The following is a 22,392-nucleotide window of genomic DNA, read 5'->3' on the forward strand; positions in this document are numbered from 1 at the left end:
GCCCCGTTTTTATTTAGGTATGTACCTCGAAAAACGGTTTAGTTTCTCTGTTACGCCTATATTCGCCCCTGTAACTACATGATGTTTCATGGCTAAAGGTTTCGCGGCTTTTGGAGCCTTGGAACCTAATAAGGTCAGCAGTTTTTGAACGGTTGGCGTCAACTTGAAATCATCGCTCAGTTCCTGTTCAACCAATGAAATTAAGTTACTTTTTGCACTGATTATTAAGTCTTGTTCGTTCAGCAAGTCCTTATGCGATAGATCGCTAACTGCTGTATGCAAAAGATGCTGTAAGTTTTTGCCAAGCGATTCTTTACTGTTTAATATACCTTCCAGTTCTTTCAGCGCCGCAGTAAGCAATGCAGCTTCCTGTTTTGCATTTGGTGTTATACCCACCTGCATTTTTGGCGGAAAGTTCGGATCGTTGGGCACCCCCGGACGGGGTTGAACCACGGCAAGTTTGTCAAAGTACTTCACCATACTGTTAATCTGGTTCGTGTAATTAGGGTCTTCCCCGTCCAGCGGCAAATCATCAAGCCATTCTTTACGGTAGGCAAATGCCTGTTTACGGGTTTCTTCCGATAAGGCGGGGTCTATTGATTCTTTGTAACGTTCTTCACTTAAGATATTATTAGGTACCCTGGCCGGCCAGAATGTTGGCAGGTACGGATCGTAGGCAGACGTATACCCGTCCCGGCAACTCGCCGTATCCGTTTGCCACGGAATGGCCATCCATCGTGTAATGCCACCGGCAACTTGTCCGCCCAGTAAAGGGCCCTTTGCCAAAGTAAACACATCGCTGTTCATAACCAGCCCGTAATAAGACGAATTTACAGGCGGTGTTTTCGGGGCATGTTTAAGCCGGAAGGCCGACATATACATACCGGCAGTCCGCATCGGCCAAGTCATTTCACATCCCGGGTGGAAGGCGTCTGCCAGGCAAAATTCCATCGCTGCTCTCGTAAGCATATCCGGTTGCTCGGCTACAGGTAATTTATCAATGGTAACAGGTTCCGGAACATGAGGGCAACCGGTCATGTCCACAAAGTCTGCGTCAAAGTCGCCTTTAACCCACTGATCAATAAATTCCAGTTGCAATTTGGATAATGTTGAATGCTGCCTTACCGACCCCATGGAAGGGATACTGATAGCATCACCATACATCCATGGCCACAGCTGCGGCGCCTCGGCACCCGAAACTTCGTACCGACGGAAGTTATTCGAGATCGTACGCCGCATCTCCATATTGGCAGGGGAGGGGTCGTTTAATTTCACCATCCATTTTGCCGTTGTATAATCAAATTGACCACCCCAGCCAAAAGCTGCCCCGAACCCGGCATTAACCCATTGAAGGTTCGTCATTCGCTGAAAAATAGGCAGGATATCTTTTGTAAAGGAAGGCCGGGCCGGCCTGTGAAGCATTCCGGCGTTAATCGCTACATCTCTCATTAAATCCCACATGGTACGAACCGATTTCTGCATGGGCGCATAATCAGGTGGCGCGCAAATTACCCACGCAGGGTCGACCTTAAGCTTAACGCCATTGTACTCAACCTCTGCAGTAACGGGGCCATCAGAAATATCGTCATACCACCCTTCATTATTTGCGAAGGTAATAGCGATATCTCCGTCTATATTTTTTGATACCCCGTGGCCACCCAGCATAACCAGGCGTCCCTTTTCATCCGTACGCATCTCCCCGAGATAAACAGTCTCTTCCTGGAACTTGCCCACAAAAGGATGCCCGCTATCAACATTCGGCTGGCCGATTAGCTGGTTCCCCCCATCGATAATAAGCGAATTCCTGTCGGCAACATTAATATTCCGCAGCATGGAGGGCGGAGCCGTGACAGCATCCGGAATATCCAGGGCCATTTGAAATTGGTACCACGATGACTTTTGGTTTGCCAAATGAGCATGCCAAACAATTTTAGCGTTATCGGCAGTCAATTCTTTTATTGCTTTTCCTGCCGCATTAAAACCGTAAATCCTAAACTGGGCTGCCTGGCGCTTTAGGGCCCCTGTTTGGTCCCTGTAAGCATAATCGTCCATTTTTTGTTCGGGCTCTGTAACAAGGGGGCCGATGAAATATTCTTCATCGCTATTCCCAACCCGCATCACCCCGATAGGAGGGTATATCCCCGCCGTAACAATGCAGTCGCCGTTTTCGTCTGTATTTCCTTCAAAAGGCACGTTAATGATAAGGGGCTCCTGTAGTTGCTGGCCGTTGGCCTGGTGGCGAGCTTCAGAGCTTGCAGCATAAACTTCTTTACGGGTTTGGGCAATCGACCCAAGCGGTTCATGCTGAGGCAATGTCCTCCAGATATTAAACGCCAGGATACTTCCAAATTCAGCCTGCCCTATGGCACAGATATCCTGTTTTGGGAATTCCAGTTCGGCAATACATATATAAGGGCTTTCTTCCACGCTCCATACATCCTGGGCATCATTAAGGGGCATGGTTGCATCATTTGTGCGCAGTTGTATCTCAAATCGAAACCTTGCAGCCTTGCTGCGCAGCCGTTGTTGTAAATCAAGGGCCAGGTAATTGTTATCATTAAAAGGCGTTCCACGATCCTCATCTTCCGGAACCAGGCGGTATTTAACAATATTTTCCTCACCCAATTTAAAAGGAAGAATTGCCCAATAGCCTGCGCTTAAACAACTCGCTTCAACTTTTGTCATCGCGTTTAGAATATTCGAGAGTTTCGGATGCTTATTGATGTAAGAATCGTAGTCGTGGTCAATTACGCCGGCGGTTGTAAAGCTGCACATCTGCTGCGCGTCGCGGGCAAAAAAGCGGTCGATGTTTTGGAAGATAAAATCTGCGTTAGTGCCATCGCCGAATAATTTGGGGCCTTCAACACCAAATAATTTTAGGCCGAGTCCCAGTGTGGAGTGCAAGTCGGGCGATGTTGGGGTGGTATCACTCGAAAAACGTACGGCACATTCGTAAGCGTCACCGGCAAAAATTCCAACCTTAAATTCGGGCCTTATATCTTTTTTTATCCTGAACGTGCCGTAAGCGATGCCATGTTGCTTACGGAAAACCGCCCGTTCAGCAGGCTTTTGCCCATTTTCGATTTTTGTTTTTTGCCCCATTTCAACAAACATCTCTTTGAGGCGCTGGGTAACAATTTTTATATCACCATCGCTGTCCCAACAGGTAACATCATTTGCCGTGGATCCGCTGTTTGCAGCTTTAACTTTATGCTTGTCTGATGCACCGGCGTCCGGCGTACTGGTCTTTTTGGGGTTGTTTGATTTTTCAGTCATGTGATTGCTTATTTAGTTTAGGGTTTATAATTTGTGTACAAGGTTTTCAGTCAAAAATATATGCACGCGGATCGCCTGTTTAATGCCAGCCGGGGTTATTAAAAATGTAAATCATGGTCTTGTTTTAAAAGACAACTTCCGGCCGTTTAGAACTTAATTTATCATACAGGAGCATAAAAATTACACCAGCCTGAGATGATATTTATAAGAAATAAAATGCGCGAAATTTGTGATTTATGTGATTTTTAAGGTTTAGATTTTACTTTATAAATGTAGAAAAATTATTGACAAGAACAATGCTGCAAATTAAATCCTCTCAAAAAAATCTTAGGACTTCGACTAAGAATTTCGCGGGATGGAACGTACATGCGACGGCCTGCATTCGCATAGACGGCGGCGATTCAAAAAGGTCGCATTTTAATTTACTGTTGCGCCAAATCCAACAAGTTATGGTTTACCGCGTAATCATGCTGCTGTTTTGTAAGGTAAATTACATCGTTCGAGTATCGAAGTTGGTAGAACTTTCCCGGTAAACTATTTTCATCGCCTAAATTTTTCATGAATGCCGGAAAACCGGGATCAAACCATCCGTTTGCAGAGTGGAATATATGCGAATGAATTTTACCCTTAGATAGATATTGCAATTTTACCGTGCCGTTGATTTTTCTTTGGCTGATTTTTGTTGGAGCAAATGCGCCATGCGTAATTTGGGCCAGGTGGTTTAGTAAATTAACATAAGGGTGACGCGGATTCATAAAAGAGGAATATAAAGGATAAACTACTCCCGGAAAATTGACCAGCAATTCATCGATCGAATATAGATCATCAGCCTCAGCATTATCAATTGCTTTGCTGATTTGCTCGTCTGAAAGATGTGCAAAAAGGCCAATCTTTCGCCATTGGGTTATGGTACTATCTACCTTTGCCGATGTTAGCGTGGTATCATGGCTGTCCATGCTTACAAACATGTAAGACAAAACAGGCTCCTTCATGAATATTTCAGCTTGTTCTCCGCTTAGGGCGATAAGGGCGAAGTGGTGAAAATCGTCGCCAGGGTTGCTGCCGGCGCTAAACATGACACTGTGCAGTCGGAGTGGTGATTGCTGATCGGTTAAGATTTTATTAAAGATACGGTAAAAGTCTGCTATGAAAATGTCCTTAGGGCTGATTTTTGCCTGCTTGTTTTTGAATGTATTAATTGGGAGGCTTGTGTGTTTATAAGTTCGCCCGTTGCAAACTAAACTGACTTTCAACCGGACTCCGGGTATGGAAAATGAGGTGTCCGGAATTGTGGTATAGCTAAAATTAGTAAAATTAAGGCCGGGTACTATTGATGCGATGTCGCGGTGCATTTGCTCCAGCCAAACGTCCGGGTCGTCAGGATATTTTGACGGATCAAACACCCGGTCCAATTTGCAATAGTTATTCAACTGCAATGCCGACTCTATTTTGCCATTTTTGATGTCGTTCTTCAATCGCGTAAAAGACGAATCAGCAATGATGCCATTTTTGTGCAAATCTTCGGCAACCGGCAACAATTTGTCGGGCGCCAGCCATTCCAGGCGGGCACTCATTTCTGTCAGCGTACCGATCAACTGCATTTCAGCCACGTACCGGCCACTATCGATGCCTTTTAACGTGTAAGCATAAACCCGGTCTGTAAGCAACCCAGCCTTTTTGATTTTCTCGAGTAAGTGGCGGAGCGATGTGTTGACGCTATCCTGGTTTTTTTTCGTGAGATTACTTTCACTATAGGAATACATTATACCGGTCCTACGCGGATTTATATGAAACGTCTTTTGTATCATAATGCTTTCCAATCCCCTGAGGATTGCAACACGATCAGAAGCGTGGCCAGAATATTTGAATGCTTTTTGGAGCGCAGGTCGCTGGTTGGCGGACATAACACCATATTTAACAAGGCTGTCGATAATTGCCTTGCGCGACTGCCCGCAAACCCTGTTAAACAGGATACAAAAACAGATCAGGACGATAAGGTAACGTTTCATAGCAGCAATGAAGATAAACATTGTCGTGCGATTTATCAATGAACAGGCCGCTTCACGAATGAAATTTACTGCGTCGTCGTGCAGTTGTTCGGACATATCGATAAGTATTGACCGGTCAACTAAAATGGGGTGACGGGGTTATAGCGGTGGCTGGTAAATTATTTGCTCGTGATAGTTCCCATTTTTGCGTATTCTACGTCATTGGGTTCCCACAATTCTATCTTGTTACCTTCCGGATCCATCAGGTGTACAAAACTGCCGTAACTGGCTTTTTCCACCGAGTCCGTGGTCATAATACCTGCGGCTTTCAGCTTCACTAAAAGTTGAGCCAGCCCCTCCACCCGGTAATTAATCATGAATTGCTTTTCTGAGGGCTGGAAGTATTTGGTGGTTTCCTTAAAGGGCGCCCATAATGTGAACCCTTTTTTCGTGCTGTCGGTACCCTGGTGCCATTCAAAATTGGTACCGCTTTGCACCATGCGCATACCCAGGTTTTTCTCATACCATGTTTTTAACGCAGCCGGATCTTTAGCTTTAAAAAAGATTCCGCCGATGCCGGTTACCCGCGGACCGGTGTTTGGCGGAGAGGTTATGCCTCTGAAACCATAACCCAGCAGAAATGCAACCAGCAAAAATAACGCAAGGATTAATTTTTTCATGATATGTTGATTTAAAGCCTAAATATAATCATTTCATTTATTCCGAATCAGCAGTACCGGAAAAGTCAAAGCTTCGTGATATAGCGCGAAATTTATTTCAAAATGAGACTAAAATAGCTATTGTAGGCAACTGGTATCTCTTCGCAATATTTTTGTTGCAAGGTCTAATTCTCCTACCGCTTCATCGCTAAATCGCTTCAAGGCTTCTGTCTTCAAATTTGATAACTCAGCTTTACCAAGGGTCTTAATATAGTCTCCTTCTTCCTGGCTTAATTTGCTATGTGCCATAACTTCCTTAGCAAATTTCCTGACGTCTTTGCTTAAAGATTTGTCGTCAATTGCCGCTTTAATTAATTCATCCCCTTTGCAACTGTAAACAAACCATAAGGTGAAAAGTATTGATCGTTGAGCAGTGGGGCTTGATGTCTTAAAAACCGAGATTAAATCGTCCACATAAGATGTCGTCTTTTGCGGCAGCAGCATATAGGTAAGTGCGTATCCCTGGTCGAAAGTAAAGACATGTTGCGGGAGAAAAAATAAAAATTTATCATCATTTAAAATCTTTAAAGCCGCAGCGGTTACGTTAGTCCCTTCGTTAGCCAGTTGGTTTAACATCCTGATATACATTTCGGGGTTTAAATCTTCCAGGTCGGCTTTCACGATTGCCTGGGCAATTAAATTTCTGTCGGCGCTTTTATCAGACAGGGCCAACAAAAGGGAACAGCCGTCATAATAAAAATATGGATTGTGTCCGTTTGCAGCCAATTCACTCCGCAGTTGAGGTAAATATTGTGCAGTATCATTTTTAATTTTATCAAAAAGTTTGTCCATCACCGGGAATTTTGCTTGTTGTTCGGCTTTGGAAAGCTTGCTTGGTTTGAAATTATAGGTGTTATCAATTTCTACCTTAAGCGATTGTCCTAACGCAAATGTGTTAATGAAGATAAAACCCAACAATAGTTTGATGCGCATATAGTTAACAATTATTTCGACTGGTGAAAAGGTAGCCGGGATATCCAAAAATAAGAAAAAGCTCAGCTATCACAAGGCTGGATATCTCGCGGCCGCGAAAAGGAAATGCTTGCACAGCCGTTGAGCAATCCTTTGCATAATGTCGCAGTATAGTTAGCGTTAACATGTGATATGCCGGTTGATAGCCTAACCCTTGTAAAAGATAAATTTCTGTTTATGCAGAGGGATCAATCACAGGACTTCCGGAATTTGCAGGGTATCAACATATTAAATCCTGATTAATTTATACCCAATGCAAAAAACTCTTAAATTTAGCATCTTCTTAATACATAAATATAGGTATGCCGATATTCATGGATGTTCATATTGTTCCGGGTGTAAAAGCAAAAGACGTTGCTGAGGCGCACCGGCTGGACTTGTTTCACCAGCACGAACATGGCTGCAACTGCATGACCTATTGGATTGATGAAGCCCGTGAAAGTATTTTCTGCCTTATCGAGGCGCCGGATAAAGATGCAGTGGTCGAAATGCATAGCAAAGCACATGGCCTTACCCCCAATAAAATTATTGAAGTGGATAGTAACCTGGTTGAAGCTTTCCTGGGGCGTATCTATGACCCTTCCGATGCAGCGGTCACAAATGAAGGGTTAAAAGTTTTTGCCGACCCATCTTTCCGGATATTATTGGTTACAAAAATGATTGATCCTGTTTTGCTGAAGCATCAATTCGGCGATGAAATAGCGGGCGAATTGTTAAGCACGCATTCCGCAATTATCCGGAAAAATATTTCACAACATGGTGGACGGGAAGTTGAATATGAAGGGAGCGGTTTTGTGGTTTCATTTTCTTCAGCTTCCCAAGCGGTGGCGTGTGCGTTGTCAATCCGTAAAGAAATGCCGGATTCCATTTCAAAACCAATTGATTTGAAGTTAGCGGTAAACGCAGGTGAACCGGTTGAGCACAGCGACCACCTGTTTGGCGAAACCATTCAATTCGCATCAAACATGTGCCGTATTGCAAAAGAAGGAACGATAGCCATAGCATCAGCTGTAAAAGAATTGATCGCGGATGACCTTTTCCGGAAAGATCGAAAGTATTTCCTGAACCTTTTGCCGCAGGATGAGCATTTATTGAAATTATTGTTCAGCAAGCTGGAAGAGAACTGGCAGGACGCAGATTTTAATATTTCGGACTACTGTACGGCAACTGCCATGAGTGCCTCGCAATTGTACCGGAAAACAGTAGCCCTCACAAGCCTGCCGCCCAATTCGCTTGTACAGGATTTTAGGTTGCATAAAGCAAAAGAACTGATGCGGAAACGGAATTACAACATTGCACAGGTAACTTTCGATTCTGGCTTTACCAGTGCTTCTTATTTCACCAAGTGTTTTAAAAAGAAATACGGGCTCCTGCCCATGACCTATCTCGAGCGGCTATCGTAAAATCCCACCCCCGATTAAATTTTACCACTTATTGACGGATTTGTTTCATACAGATTGCCATTTATTGAATGATTTGTTATAGCCCCCGCTTTTTGCCGGCAATATCTTTGATTATTCATTAATCCTTAAATCTAAATGTTATGAAACACATCAAAAACAACATCCTGCTTCTAGCCATTGTCCTGCTTAGCAGCATGACCGCCATGGCACAAACAACCACAGTAACAGACGCTTCATCAAAACCAAATTCAACAAAAATGAAAACTTATCTTATCGAACGCGACATCCCTAACGCAGGGAAATTAACCCCTGAACAGTTAAAAGCTATTTCACAAAAATCATGTAGTGTGCTACAAAACATGGGCCCAAAAATTCAATGGTTACAGAGCTATGTAACCGGCGACAAGATCTTCTGTGTTTACAAAGCAGAGAACGAGGACCTCATCCGCGAACATGCTAAAGAGGGAGGATTTCCTGCCAATGTGATTACCGAAATTAATACAACCATCAGCCCGGCAACGGCTAAAGAGTAATTAAACCGCAGCAATAATTTTTAAGACCCGCCTCGTGCGGGTTTTTATTTTATATGGTATTCGGTTTTAACTTCCACCCCTTTGGCAAGCGTCTGATATACCACGCAATATCTTTCGGTGAGTTTTTTGAGCGCCGTAATTTGCTCTTCGCCAGCATCTGTATCCAGGTCAAATTCCAGGCGTATGGTTTTAAAACCCACAGGGGCTTCTTTACTTACACCTAAAGTGCCTCTGAAATCCAGGTCGCCTTCTGCCCGCACGGTCCCGCTTTTTATGTTCACTTCAATGGCTGTTGCCACTGCCTGCAGGGTAACACCTGCACAAGCCACCAGAGCTTCCAGCAGCATGTCGCCCGAGCATGCAAGCATACCTGTGCCACCTGTGGCGGGATGCAGCCCCGCTTCCACAATAGCTTTGCCGGTTTCTACTTTACAGGAAATCCCTTCGCCGATTTTGCCTTCTGCTTTTAAGGTGATGATTGCCGACTCCGGCTGCTCACGATATTTATCTTTGAGCGGGGCCTGCAGGTTTTTGAGTTCTGTTACATTCATAATTACAAGTTTAATAAAAAACCAGTAAGCTGCATTGTAAAATATGCCAGGCTGCGCCGGCCTCAATTTTTGTTATACTATTTTTCATAAGGAAACTCCCCAATATAGTTACCCGCAGGGGCATAGTTGGCCACCACGTAGATGTCGCCATTTGAGGCAATTGCCACGCCCAGGCCAACCTGGGTTGTGTTTTTCCAGATCATTTGGGTGTAGTGGCCCACCCCGCCGCTGCCGGTGAACTTACCGTATTTATAATCTTTTATTTCGCTGTACCAGCTCAAAGAGGCATCCATAGGGGTGTAGCTGCCGGAGCCCATAAAAATATTCTCGCCGTTTTGGTTATTTGGCCGGTGCGAAAAGGTATTTGTGCTGGCCAGATGATCGGCCCATTGCTGGGCGTAGGCGGCAAGTTCTTTGCTCCAGGTAAGCGGAGGCACGCCTACTTCTTTTCGTACCAGGTTATGGTGGTCCAGTACTTTTTGGGCATCGGCCGAAGATATTTTGGAGCCGGTGGTGTCTATTTTGCTTTGGGCGTAGGAGAGGGTTGAGATCAGGAGGAAAGCTACAAGGATGAGTTTGTTCATGGGAGATGTTTTTTGAAGTTTTGTAATTAAAGATAGTGATTTTGAGGCTGATGGCAACGTGAGGAATTTTAAGCGGCGGTGGTTTTTTTCGCAAAGCGTTCCATTTTTACACGCGGAACACCAGGAACGCTGTGGAACATGCTGATTATCAGAGTTTTTAATTTCTGCCCTTGTTGGTGTTATCACCACGGGTGTTGGGAAGACTCATTTTGTCATTCTGAGCAGAGCGAAGAATCTTCTACGGGCGATATAAACGCGGGACAGGTATAGCGGCGACCTATCAACTTTATAAGATTCTTCACTACGTTCAGAATGACAAAAGGTTTTTTTTAAATCTTCCCAACACCTATGGTATTGTCACCAACAAGCAGGATGAATATTGTGGCGTATTTGCGCCGCCCAGTTTACGGTTTTTTACTCAATACCAATTGCGGCATAAACCTTTGACCAATTTGATAGGAAAATTTACCAAAATCAAATACAAGCGTATTGTCTTCTCCCGGTACCCCTTTTTGCGCCCCCGATGCTATCTGGTTGAAAACCGCTGCGGCTTTAATTACCAGGGCCGGATCTGCGATTGGAAGATTATGTGCGGGTAATACACGTTTCGACATAGCAGCAAAGTGCGACATGATGTTTATGCTTTTTTTATAGGCTTTCAAATCTGTGCTATCGCCCGACAGTAAAATAGGGCCCTCATAAAAGCTGTCGCCGCACCAAAAATCGCCGGCTTGTTTATCGTAAAGGCAAATCGCGTCGGGGGTATGCCCGGGTGTGGCTATCACCTGTAATTTTCGTGAACCAAGGTCTATCATATAGCCGTCACTAATAAACTTCGAAACTTTAAAGGGCTTGATAGAATAATGAGCGGTATCTGCACGGGGCAGGCGGGACAAGCAAAATGAAGCCGGGCGTACTTCCCATTTTACTTCCTGGTGCTGATATCCCCTGGCCGAGTTGTTGCGCGTGTAGTTGGTATTCATGGCCAAAACATGGCCGAACTCGCTGTTGCCGCCGATATGGTCGGGGTGGGTATGCGAATTAAGCACCGTTACGGGTAGTTTGGTTAGTTCCTTTACCACAAACGATATCGAGTCGAGCCCCATGCCCGTATCGAATAATAAGGCTTTATCTTTACCTAAAATCAGGTAGCCAATGGTTTCCTCCCAATTATACGGTTCGTCAATGGCGTAAGTGTTGTGCCCAACGTTGTAAACCTTAAACCAGGGCCTCGATGTTTTGATCTCCGCTAATTTTTCAAGTCCGCGCCGCAGGGGCCGGTCGCACCAGCTTTCAGCAGGCGGTGCTTTGTGGCTAAATATATTAAAGCTGAACGCCGGAACAATGAAAATCAAAAGCGTGATTATGACCAGGGGATGGTAAGTGTTTTTAGTCGTCATAGCTACCAAATATAATATTTTATACTGCTGTTTAATTATTTCAATGCCTTAACTTTCTCATTTTGAGCTTTCTTTTGGCCTGCCCGCGCCAGGGGGTAGCACAGTAAAATTTTGATGACATATTCGTAAATTCTCTGCAAACTATTGTAAATTTGATAAGAACAACAATTATTCAGTCAAAACCATCCGCCATGTTAAAGAAATATTATTGCTTATCTGTTTTAATTTTCAGCTTTTTACTCCTGGTAGCCCGGTCGGGCTTTGCCCAATCGACAATGTTGTCAAAAGGAGATGCAGCGCCCGTATTTAACGCCCAGGCCAGCCTGGCCGGCAGTGCCTTTGATTTTTCATTAAAAACAGCCCTTGCGAAAGGGGCCGTTGTCATTTATTTCTATCCTTCTGCGTATACCGGCGGGTGCGATGCGGAAGCACATGCCTTCGCCGAACTCAGCGATAAATTTGCCGCAGCTAAAGCTACCATTATCGGTGTATCTGCCGACGATATCCAGCGGCTGAATACATTTTCTTCCGATCCGAATTACTGTGCTGGCAAGTTCGCCGTAGCTTCAGACGCCGAAGGCAAAATTGCGGCATCATACGGCCTTACAATGGGAGCGGCAAAGCTCGGGATCAAAGACGTGCGCGGCATGGATCTTACACACGGTTTCATCCCGCGGACCACTTTTGTCATTGATAAAAGTGGTAAAGTTGTAGCTGTCTTTTCCTCACAAACCGATCACATTTCAGCTACCGACCATGTTGAAAAGTCGCTGGCGATTGTAAAAGGGCTATAATTAATATCATTAAGTTAAGCTTTTTAGTTAGCCCTCTTTACGCGCAGCGAAGAGAGGGCAGCTCCAGCGAAGCGTCGAGCGGGTGAGTCCTCTTGAAGCGGCGTTAACGCCAATGCATTAGCGCCAATGCATTGACTGCAATTTTTGCTTAAGTTAATGGCATTTGGATTATAATACGCAGTGCTTATTTTTTGCTTTTCGAAAAAGCCAATAAAAAGTTGCTGCCCTCTTTCCTTGAATAGCGTACCAGCAACGCGCTTATAATGGCCACTACACACAAAGCAAGCATTAATTCCAAACCGCTGCTAAAGCTTCCGGTTGCCTTTCGCAAGGTACCCAGCACGATCATTCCGGCGCTGCCTGCCAGTTCGTCAATCATAATTACTATGCCTAAAACCGAGCCGTAGCGTTTGCCGCAATAAATACTGGCAACCCACACCTGTATGATGGTGAACGCCCCGCCAAAACCAAACCCCGCAATTAAGGCAAACGCCTTCAATAAAAAGATACTTGCGGTTAAAGTGTTCAGCATAAAAAAACCGGCAGCCATAATGCAAATAGCCGACACCATGATATACTCTTTTGTGATCCTGTCGCTCAGGTAGCCAAAAAACAATTTGCCGGCTATCGCCATCACCGAAAAATACCCCAGCAATGCTGCCGCCGTGGCGGGAGTTTGCCCCAGATCTTTCATAACAAACCCGTGATTTTGAAGATATCCTTTTATACAAAACCACAATATGGCGGTTACTATAAGTACCAGGTAAAACGTATGGGAACGAAAAGCGTCGCTGAGGGACAGGTCGGGTTTACCGGGTAGTGTATTGGGCCTTTCGGGGAAATGGGCTCCATCGGGAACAGTGCCGATTGCAGCAGGTTCCGCTTTGATTAATAATAATGGGGGGAGCAGGAGTATTGCCGACATAATGCCCAAAAACATGCAGGCCTTTTGCCATTCGGAACCCGCCGTTACCGCAATGCGGGGGAAAATGATGCCGCCCAGGCTCGACCCTAATATCACAATGCCGGTGGCCAGGCCTTTGTAATGATGAAACCATTTATTTACCAGGTACATGAAAGAAATAATACCGGCCAGCGACATACAAATGCCGTATAATACATAAAACACGCACAATGCGCTATAGCTGGTAATATAGGCCTGCAAAAATATTAACCCCGTAGCCCCGAAAGCGCCAATCGCAATAATTGTACGCGGGTTCCACCTGTCGAGCAGCCAGCCGACAAAGGGCGAAGTAACGGCGATGGTTACAAACATGAGCGTAGGCAGGAACGCAGCGCTCTGCGGATCGAGGCCAAAGGATTTGATTTGCAGGGGCCGCATTACCGTTAAAGCATAAGCACCCACACCATTGGTCGTAGCGTACATCAGCGTCAAACCCGCCAGCATGAACCAGCCGTAGAAAACATTTTTCATAGGTGCTAAAAAAAATTTAATGAGATTTGAGCCCTAAGATAGGATTTAGGGCGAGCTTTAGCTGTGCTAAATTAAATCATTCAGGTTGTTTAAAGAGGTGTCGGAGGGTTGAGGGGGATTATGAGCTTAAGAAGCATTCCCTGCCGGCAAAGCGTTCCATTTTTACACGCGGAACACCCGGAAATACTGTGGAACATGCTGATTATCAGAAGTATTTAGTTTTAGCTGTTTATAATATGTTGATAGTCAGACTTTTAATTTAGGGTTTACAGACAGGGTTAACAGTATACCCCGGCACATTGGTAAATGCCTGATATCCAAAATATTATAAAAATAAAGGGCTTTACACCTGTAAACCCGCCGCTCCCGCCGGCGTTTTCTTTTTGCGCTGCCGCCCCGATCTATCGGGGTGGCCCGCTGACAGGTAACAAAGCGACAGGTTGTCAACAGGCTAATCAGCAATACTTGAAAATTACAAATTCAACATCATAAAAGTAGCCCGCCTTTTAACAAAGCGGGCTACTTTTATATCGCACCAGGGAGAGGAACCGAAAGTGACCCCAATATTTTGTTCGCCCGGTGCGCCTGTTATACTTTTTACTGGTTAAGCAGGTGTAACAACTCCGGTAATCAAGTCGACTAAGTAAGACGCTCCCGGGGTAAAGGTAACCTTAGCCTTATGTTTGCCTAAGTAAACAATAGTGCCGTAATAGGTTGCAACCTGTTCTTGATAGTTTGTCTGCGGGCCATACAACTTAGTGGTTGTTTTGAAACTCGTGGTTCCGGTGGTAATGTCGGCCGCTCCTGAAGCAAAGTTTACTTTAAGGCCTGCCAAATAATAAACCGAAGTTGTGGACATTGTTGAGGGCGCTTCAATATTCTTTGTTTCAACAAACGCGCTTAGCGAACCATCCATAGAGACAAGCTTATAGGTTTGGTCAAGCGCTTTCACCGCGTAGTATTGCGTGATGGCGTAAGTATCAAAAACGAAAAAACTATGGTTTGCCACATTTACCAGGCTGTCGCGAACCTGGTACCCGTTAACCTGTCCTGCATCGCAGGTGAAAGTAAAATGAAGATTTTCGAAATGTGTTTTAATAGTATCAGTGATGGGGTTTGTACCGGTTTTTGTATTGTAGGTGGTATCGATAACAGTACCACATAAAGCAGGTATGCTGTTGAGCACCCTGTTGTTTCCGCCGGCATGGGTAATATAAGGTGAAGTTATACCTTTGTTTACATCGGCCCCGCCGTATTGCCCGGTAATCGACTTATAAAATTGCGTGCCTATAGTGCTGCTCAGCGTTTTGTAATCGGTAGCATCTTTAGTGGTGTTGCCTGCCGAAGGAACACCCTGCTTTTTACACGATGCGTAGAAAAACACGACAGCCGACAATACAAATAATGTGCGTAGAAATTTTAGTTTCATATCCAGGGTATTAAGGGGCTAATTTCCCCGTGCAATGGTAGTCAATTTAAAGCGCATTATTTTAAAAAAGCCGGTTGTTGGTGCTGTTAGCGCAACATTCCACTAAAAAGTGCATTTATTTTTTAGCCAAGGCAATCCCCCCTCAGGCGCGAGTATGCCGCGCAGGCCTTAGAGGTGGGGTACTCGTGACTCGATGAATATTAGGTTTACATTACCTGCGGTAAAAATTAAAAGAACGCCTATCAAACTTTGCTATCAATTTGCCTGATGAGCTAAAGCTACATTTTTTGTTTGCGTTAATAAAATGGTTTAAATAAAAAAAGCCCGCCTTGTTTGTAAAGCGGGCTATATAAACGCTGGCTACCTAAACGCGGGGCACGAGTACGCCACCTCCATTGGCCATTGCGCGGCATACTCGCGCCTGAATGGGGGCAAGCTGACTACCTAAACGCAGGGCACTAGTACGCCACCTCTTTTGGCCTTCGCTGCATACTAGCGCCAGAGGAGGAAAGGCTGGATTTTAAATAAATGAATAGTCTGCAGCTAACGGGATTGCTGTTTATCTGGTGATTTTTTCAGAACTTGCGTATTCAATAAACTTGAGTATGCCTCAATCTGTACCACAGTTCAAGCTTTTCATTTCCTGTCCCGGCGATGTCGATAAGGAACGGAAACGCATTGTAGATTTTCTGAAAAATTCCGAGGCCGGGCTCGACCGCCGCCGGAAACCGGCCATGCTGGTGCCCTTGTTCTGGAAAAACATTGTGGCGCCCTTTGACCGTGTGCGTCCGCAAAGCGTGATCAACGTGAACTTTAACGACTATGATTTTTATATCGGGATATTGGGGCTGCGTTTCGGTACGCCTACGATGGATGAGAATGGCAATGCTTTTGGCTCAGGAACGGAAGAAGAATTTACAATCGCAGTACAAAAGAAAGATGAAGGGGCGGACATAGAGATGTATATGTTCTTTAAGAGGGTAAGGACACCTTCAGACGCCGCAAAAAAAGAAGATTATGATAAAGTAGTCGCTTTTAAGCGGAGAATCCAGCCGTCAGGCTGGGTGAATAGTTATAAAAACCCGGTTGATCTGACCGATCAGCTGGATCGCGAAATGATCCCGCTGATTGAGGAAAAGATCGAAGCTTTCAATAAGGGTCTGAAAGATATGTTCCTAGCTAAAGTGGCGGCACCGCCTGAAGTAGGACCGGCCATCGCCTTGGCGGTGCTAACCGAGGACTTTCCGGAAGTGGAGCGGCCGATCCCGCGGACGGTAAGCTTGGAAGATCCCGACCCAATCGCGAACCTATTTTTCGGCGACTGGGACAAAAAAGCCTTAACCCAATTGGTGCTGGAAGAAAAAAGATTGGTGGTCTTAGGGAACGCAGGATCGGGTAAATCCACCGAGCTGGGCAAGCTGGTGGATCATTACCTCGACCCCGGCACTTCGCTCATCCCGGTCTTTAAACGGCTGAACCAATACCAGGGAGAAGCTATGGAAGATTTTCTGCCGGTTGAATTTCAGAGCCTGCCTGAGCCAGTGGCGTTGGTGGTGCTGGACGGGCTGGATGAGGTCGAACCTGAATTTTTTAAGGACGCGGTGCGGCAGATCAACCTATTCTCGGAACAATATCCCGAAAGCTCGATCGTGGTGTCCTGCCGCACCAATTTTTACGAACTGGCAGAAGGCGCCGGCTCGGGTTTACTGGCAGGTTTCGGGCTCAGCCATATTAATGGCATTAGCTATCAGGATATTGTGCGCACATTAAATGAGCAGGACCAAAACGGCGAAGCCTTTTACCGGGAGGCCTATGACAATGGCTATCAGGACCTGTTGACCAAACCGTTCTTCCTGAATATTTTGGCGGCGGTCTATGCCAAAGAAAAGAGCCTGCAGGCCGGAAGGGCAGAAGTATTCCGCGAAGCCATCCGACTTAAAATCGAAAATGCACCGGTGACCTCCGGGGGGCAGCCGGATGACCAGGAGGCGATCTTCAGGCTACTGACTAGACTTGCTTTGGTCATGGAGTTTCTGGGCCGCAATTACCTGACGGATGCCGAAATGGAACAAACCATATCGGAATCAGCGAACCGAAACCTGCTGGAAAATACTTTTATCGTGCTGCGGCATAAAGGCAACTGGTCATTTGAGCATAATAATATCCAAGAGTATTTCGCGGCTAATGGGATGACCGGCCTGCGATTGGAGCAGGTAAAAGCGCTGGTCGCTTTTTACCCCGATTATTTGCAGGTTAAACCTGGGTGGTTAAATACTCTGTCCTTCCTGATCAGTGTCGCGGGTGAGGAGCAGCGCAAGGAGTTACTTGACTGGCTAATCGCCATAGAGCCTGATGCGCTGATAAAATTTGAAGGCGAACGGGTAGACGACGCCACGCGGTTTCGCGTGTTTTCGACGATTTTTGAGCACTTTCAAATAAATGGGCTGCACGTGCGTTCAAACAAATTCACTGAAGCAGAACTCGGGCATTTCGGAGACACGCCGGCCTCACTCGAACTGCTGAAAAGCGTGATTGCAGACGTATCAAAAAGCTTGGTCAACCGGCTGAGCGCACTGGGTCTGCTGGACCATTTTAAGCTGTCGCCTGCAGAACAGGCAGCGGTAAGGCAATTGATCCTTGCCTTTATTTACGAGGTTGACGAAAACGGAGAAGCCGTATATGCCACGATTCATGTGCTAGCCAACCTTGGGCTCGCCGATGCAGCGACGGTAAGGATCCTGGTTGATAAATTCAGGGAGCGCAAGGAGCCTTATTTTCGGGCATCGCTGTATGTACTATTGAACAAATCCGGCTTTACGGAAAATTATATCGATGTCTTCCTGGAAGGCGTCCGCATTGCGGGCAGTCGAACGGAGACGGCTAACCGCAGTTCGCTGTGGGACGAAACAGCCCAGCTAAAAGCGGGCCTGCTAAAAATGCACCAGTCAGCTGGCATCCGGACGGTTCTGGAATTCTTCCGCGAGCCGCATGACCCGAATTACCGCTATTACAGCGACAAAAAGGAAGTGCTGCAAAGCGCGGTGCAGCGGGCCGCCAATTTGTATGAACAGGATGTCAGCCTGTTCGACCTAATACTGCAACTATATGTCAATTACAGTAAATCGGGTGGGACAGATTACTTGAAAATATTCCGGGAATTCTTTGAGCGGACAGAAACCTTGTTCGCCGCCTTTAAGGCTGTTTACCAGAAAGATATCACATCTAACTTTGAACGGGAATTGCTGCTGAGCTTCCTGATCGACGAAGAATCGGCGGAATTCATCACCGAACAGTTTATTACAGGACAGCTGACCGAAAAGGCTTTACGCAGCTTTCACCATTCGGCGGAATATCATAGCCGGCAGAGCGGGCATGAAGATAGTGTGGAGGCGTTTACAGGACTATTGCTGGAAAAGGCGCAACTCACGATGCATACCGGGCCGGACCTGGAGCGTCAGCGCAAAAGGGACCAGCATGAACAGGACAGCTTTGATCTGCTATTTGATGAAGCCGGCATGAAAGCCGGGCTTGAACGCTTCTGGAAGGAGATCGGTAAAGAAGAGGTAAATTTTAACCAAGTCTGGGATTTTGCCAATCAGTATGAAAAAGATTCTGATTTGTACTTTCCGAAAAGCGTCACCGATGTGGTAGCCGACCTGCTGCGCGACTACCAGTTTGGCGCGGTAAGCGCAGAGGATGTAAAGACTTTCCTGACGGAAACTCCCGGATTTGAAGATTACCGCATAGAGGCGATCTATGGAGAATTAAAGAACCGCCGCCCGGTAAAGTTGAGCGATGCGCAACTGGCTATCATTACAGAATGGGTGAACCGCAAGGTTACTGAGCGCCCGATAGGTAAGGCGATCCATCCCAATGGAAATATCGATACGCACGTTTTGATCATGTGGTATTTTATTAAGACGCTGGGTATTATCCTGCCGGATGAAAAATTGCTGGAATTTACGTTGTTCGCCGACTATAGCCAGGGCGACAATGAGGAACCTTTTAGGCCGATTGAAAAGCAAGCAGGCCTAGAGGCGACGGAAAAAAAGGTGCAAAACAACTTAGCAAACGGCATTACCATTGAGCAGGTGTGGTCTAACAATGCAGCTTACGCCATTAGCCATAGCCTTAGCGGCATTTATGAAGCCATCAAAAACGACTTGGTACGGCTGAATGACATGCAATCGGCGGGCACGGTTATCGCCGGTAAATACCTTGAGGCGACGGATGATCAGGAAGGTCTGATGGAAGTGTTTCGCCAACTCGGTGACCAGCCTATGCGCTGGGACCTAGCCGACCTATTAAAGAGTGGCCGTTTACAAACAGAACTGGTGGTCGCCTTGCATGCCATCCAGCACTCCAAAGAAGATCCAAAAGAAAAGATACAGGCCGCCAGACGGCTAACTGAAATGGGCAGCCTGGAAGGATTTGTTTATTACGCGAATAGCATATTAAGCAAACCACGCGTGGCTGACCGTCATGACGGCTGGTTCCGGCATTTAAACAATCTGTCCGACCTCGCCTATTTACCAAAGCTGATGGAACTGCTGGAATACAGTTTGCTTCCGGAAAATACAATGGACGTGTTCAACCGGATCGATGGTGCCATATTGGACGCACTCTTCTACCTTTCCCTTTATTCGTCGGAAAACCTGGAAGTGGTAAGATCCGCTCTACAGACGAAAATTGATGCGCATGCTCCGGACTGGAATTACCTGCTGTATATGATAGAGAAAATGGATTTCCAATATAAGGTCAACCGTTCGCGCGAGGTCAGTCTGGATTCAGCCATCTCGACCGTCAGCGCATTGGGTTTCTAGAATGATCTTGTTTACCCGCTCATCCAAGCGTCCCCGCTTGGATGAGTACCTTTGCGAGCGTCTTCGCTCGCGATCCAGACCACTAATTGTCGAATCAATCCAAATTCCTAAAAAACCTTCAAATTAGGGGGCAACCTCCTTTCGTTAGCGAAGACGCTCATAACGTCATTCAGTCAAGTGTGGGCACTTGCCCGGGCGGGGTAGGGCCATAAGTGTTAGCGCAGGGACGGATTGCAAGTTTTTCCGCTAAGCCTTCTTACAGCAACGCAGGCTCTATATGGGAGCCTGCGCCATACTCGCTTACGCGAGTCTGATCTGCCAGGTTCGCATCTAAATGTTCAGTTAACTTTCGTTAGTACCATATTTGCCGGTACTGAAAATGTAGGGTCAAAATGTTCATTCCCAACGACAATATGTTCAGTATTGCTCAACGTCCACTTGGCTTTATTGGAATCGCCCTCCAATAACTCAAATAGCACTTTACAGCTTTTAGAGTCTCTCCCTAAATCTAAAAAGGAAAATGTAATCGCTTTAAGCGATTTGTTTTTATCAACCAAATGACCGCTCCTTATCGTCGTATCCTTACTTGAAGACTGAATAACTTTCCCATCTTTCGTGAGCGTATAATTGCCACGAATCATGTCCATGTAAAGGTCGGCACCCTTAACAAAAAACTTTTCCTTCATCAGGGTTATTTTAAAGATTGTACTTCCATTAGTATAAACCCATTCCCCGACAAATTTATTCAAATTAACCTCGGTGTAGTACTTCCTTTGTGGTTGGGCTTTTAAGCAGAATGTTGTCATTAACAACAGTATAACGGCGAAATATTTTTTCATGTTGGTGGTTTCTTAATTGTTAATTACAGGTGGTGACGACGATTGCGTTGCCGGTATTTGATTCAGTATTCCAGGTTGTGAACGTACTATTACCCTTTAATAGTGTAATGCCGGAATCTTTTAAGACCGTCAGTAACGCCAACTCATAGGATGTTACAAAATCTTTGCCCAATACATGTTGGTTTGCAGCCTGGCTGTTCAAGTAATAATATTGAAAATTTTGAAATTTCGCAGCGGTACTAAAGTTCGTAGCAGCAAAGGCCGCAAATTTAGTCGGGTCGTTTATTTTCATGATATAGGAGCCGGTCGGGGTAACCACTGCGGCGGTAAATTTTGAAATATCCGCTACCTTACCTAGTTGCTGTAAATCGTATATCGCCTTCACGTCGGTTCCTGAAAAAGTTGGAAAGTTATCGGTTCCGCCATAATGCGAGTGTAAAAAGCCGGCAAGCGGAGTGGTTGGATTTAAGTCAATATAGGCTTGCCCATCTACCCCCTCCTTGTAGGTGTAGGTTCCGTCTGCATTAATCATATAGCCCACTTCCTTTGCCAATCCGGTTTTCGATTGCAAATCGGCCATTTCTGACTTAAACTTCGCATCTAATGCAAGGGCTTTTGCCTGCGCACACGGGTCAGGCGGGCAGGGCTTAGCTGGTGCATCTACCACGCACGGTGTTTGTGATGGCGGAGGCGGCATTCCATCAGGCGGAGGCGCGGGTATATTGTTAATTTTTAGTCCATCGTTGATTGACTCCACCGCCTGCACCGTGCATGGGTGTACCACTGGCGGCCCCGTATGGCTGCCGGGAGGGCATGGCGGCGGAGGCGGAGGAGGACTTCCACCATTGCCACCGCCGGGCGTGGTATTGCCGTCATCGACACTTTTACAGGTTGTCGTCAAATAGGTGGCATACTGGAAGACGCCATCGGTGAAATAAGCGATGTACCAATCAGTACATACTTGAACCATAGTATTTGGCGTCAACTTCCCGGAACTAATGCTTTGCACTTTCTGAACTGCGTCTGTCCCGGCATCTGTGGTGGGAGTTATGATTTGCCCATTTTTATAGGCATATCCTCCCAAATAGGCTCCCGTCGGTGTGAAATATAGCACGCTACCACTAAAATCCGGATCGTGCTTGCGATACGTATTGTGTGTTAATTTACTAACGTCATTGTTTACATAGCTTGAATCGGCGATTATGGTTAGGACGTAGGCGTTGTATTTCTGACCGTCATTTATAAGCAGGAAATAACTGCGGCTATAGATCGGGTCCACACGCCTCGTACCGAATTGCAGGGTTAGTCCAAACTTTGCACTTGGTTCAATCGGCAATTCTATAACACTCTTGCCTAACCGTGTATACATTTCAACATGCTGCCAGTCCGGCTTAATCCATTGGCTTAAGTCATGGTGTTCTCCTGCACTCTGGGTTAATAGTTTGCCGCTTGTGCTACCGTTAGCAGGATAAGTATTTTCATACCAGGCTTTGGCCGCAGCAATTTCGGGCATTGACGGTGAATCGTGTTTGTTTTCTTTTCGGCAACTATGAACTATCAACGCTACAGCAAGAATAGCGGTCACAGCACACAATTTAACGAATAAAGGCCTAGTGTGTTTTTTTCTCATACAGTGTGTTATAAGG

General features: G+C 45.8%; 15 protein-coding genes. 4 read left to right on the forward strand and 11 right to left on the reverse strand.

Annotation, left to right across the window (positions count from 1 at the left end; genetic code table 11):
* Positions 1 to 9: 9 nt before the first annotated feature.
* The 4 genes from Q0R52_RS18270 to Q0R52_RS18285 form a co-directional block, all read right to left on the reverse strand.
* Positions 10 to 3,276 carry a LodA/GoxA family CTQ-dependent oxidase gene (locus Q0R52_RS18270; RefSeq protein WP_295796815.1) on the reverse strand — a complete coding sequence of 1,089 codons (3,267 nt, stop codon included), beginning with the start codon at positions 3,274 to 3,276 and terminating at the stop codon, positions 10 to 12.
* A gap of 422 nt (positions 3,277 to 3,698) precedes the next feature.
* Entirely contained in the window at positions 3,699 to 5,285 is a 1,587-nt protein-coding gene (locus Q0R52_RS18275) for a hypothetical protein (RefSeq protein ID WP_295796818.1), read from the reverse strand.
* Between the two features lie 158 nt (positions 5,286 to 5,443).
* Entirely contained in the window at positions 5,444 to 5,944 is a 501-nt protein-coding gene (locus Q0R52_RS18280) for a VOC family protein (protein WP_295796820.1), read from the reverse strand.
* Between the two features lie 117 nt (positions 5,945 to 6,061).
* Complete coding sequence (locus tag Q0R52_RS18285; RefSeq protein ID WP_295796822.1) at positions 6,062 to 6,916, reverse strand: hypothetical protein; 855 nt, start codon at positions 6,914 to 6,916, stop codon at positions 6,062 to 6,064.
* A gap of 341 nt (positions 6,917 to 7,257) precedes the next feature.
* Between Q0R52_RS18285 and Q0R52_RS18290 the strand changes: the two genes are divergently transcribed.
* The gene (locus Q0R52_RS18290; RefSeq protein WP_295796823.1) at positions 7,258 to 8,358 is read left to right on the forward strand and encodes a nickel-binding protein; all 1,101 of its coding nucleotides are present in this window, start codon (positions 7,258 to 7,260) and stop codon (positions 8,356 to 8,358) included.
* A gap of 140 nt (positions 8,359 to 8,498) precedes the next feature.
* Positions 8,499 to 8,891: a DUF4242 domain-containing protein gene (locus tag Q0R52_RS18295; RefSeq protein ID WP_295796825.1), complete on the forward strand. Its 393-nt coding sequence runs from the start codon at positions 8,499 to 8,501 to the stop codon at positions 8,889 to 8,891.
* Positions 8,892 to 8,935: 44 nt separating this feature from the next.
* On the opposite strand, the gene Q0R52_RS18300 is transcribed toward Q0R52_RS18295, so the two are convergent.
* The 3 genes from Q0R52_RS18300 to Q0R52_RS18310 all read right to left on the reverse strand — a co-directional run bounded on the left by Q0R52_RS18300 (position 8,936) and on the right by Q0R52_RS18310 (position 11,426).
* Entirely contained in the window at positions 8,936 to 9,442 is a 507-nt protein-coding gene (locus Q0R52_RS18300) for an OsmC family protein (RefSeq protein ID WP_295796828.1), read from the reverse strand.
* Between the two features lie 77 nt (positions 9,443 to 9,519).
* The gene (locus Q0R52_RS18305) at positions 9,520 to 10,026 is read right to left on the reverse strand and encodes a CAP family protein (protein WP_295796830.1); all 507 of its coding nucleotides are present in this window, start codon (positions 10,024 to 10,026) and stop codon (positions 9,520 to 9,522) included.
* 404 nt (positions 10,027 to 10,430) lie between these two features.
* Entirely contained in the window at positions 10,431 to 11,426 is a 996-nt protein-coding gene (locus Q0R52_RS18310) for an MBL fold metallo-hydrolase (RefSeq protein ID WP_295796832.1), read from the reverse strand.
* Positions 11,427 to 11,617: 191 nt separating this feature from the next.
* Here Q0R52_RS18310 and Q0R52_RS18315 point away from each other — a divergent pair, with 191 nt between their 5' ends.
* Positions 11,618 to 12,220: a peroxiredoxin gene (locus Q0R52_RS18315; protein WP_295796834.1), complete on the forward strand. Its 603-nt coding sequence runs from the start codon at positions 11,618 to 11,620 to the stop codon at positions 12,218 to 12,220.
* A gap of 184 nt (positions 12,221 to 12,404) precedes the next feature.
* On the opposite strand, the gene Q0R52_RS18320 is transcribed toward Q0R52_RS18315, so the two are convergent.
* Positions 12,405 to 13,655 (reverse strand): MFS transporter, encoded by a 1,251-nt coding sequence (locus Q0R52_RS18320; protein ID WP_295796835.1) that lies wholly within the window; start codon positions 13,653 to 13,655, stop codon positions 12,405 to 12,407.
* A 604-nt stretch (positions 13,656 to 14,259) separates the two neighbouring features.
* Entirely contained in the window at positions 14,260 to 15,084 is an 825-nt protein-coding gene (locus tag Q0R52_RS18325; RefSeq protein WP_295796837.1) for a hypothetical protein, read from the reverse strand.
* Positions 15,085 to 15,689: 605 nt separating this feature from the next.
* Between Q0R52_RS18325 and Q0R52_RS18330 the strand changes: the two genes are divergently transcribed.
* Positions 15,690 to 19,907, forward strand: a complete 4,218-nt coding sequence (locus Q0R52_RS18330; protein ID WP_295796838.1) for a hypothetical protein — start codon at positions 15,690 to 15,692, stop codon at positions 19,905 to 19,907.
* Positions 19,908 to 20,245: 338 nt separating this feature from the next.
* Here Q0R52_RS18330 and Q0R52_RS18335 read toward each other — a convergent pair whose 3' ends face one another.
* Positions 20,246 to 20,746: a DUF6705 family protein gene (locus tag Q0R52_RS18335; protein ID WP_366520917.1), complete on the reverse strand. Its 501-nt coding sequence runs from the start codon at positions 20,744 to 20,746 to the stop codon at positions 20,246 to 20,248.
* A gap of 19 nt (positions 20,747 to 20,765) precedes the next feature.
* Positions 20,766 to 22,331, reverse strand: a complete 1,566-nt coding sequence (locus Q0R52_RS18340) for a hypothetical protein (protein ID WP_295796841.1) — start codon at positions 22,329 to 22,331, stop codon at positions 20,766 to 20,768.
* Between the last annotated feature and the right edge of the window lie 61 nt (positions 22,332 to 22,392).

The sequence above is a fragment of the Mucilaginibacter sp. genome (genome assembly GCF_025359345.1).
Taxonomy (GTDB): domain Bacteria; phylum Bacteroidota; class Bacteroidia; order Sphingobacteriales; family Sphingobacteriaceae; genus Mucilaginibacter.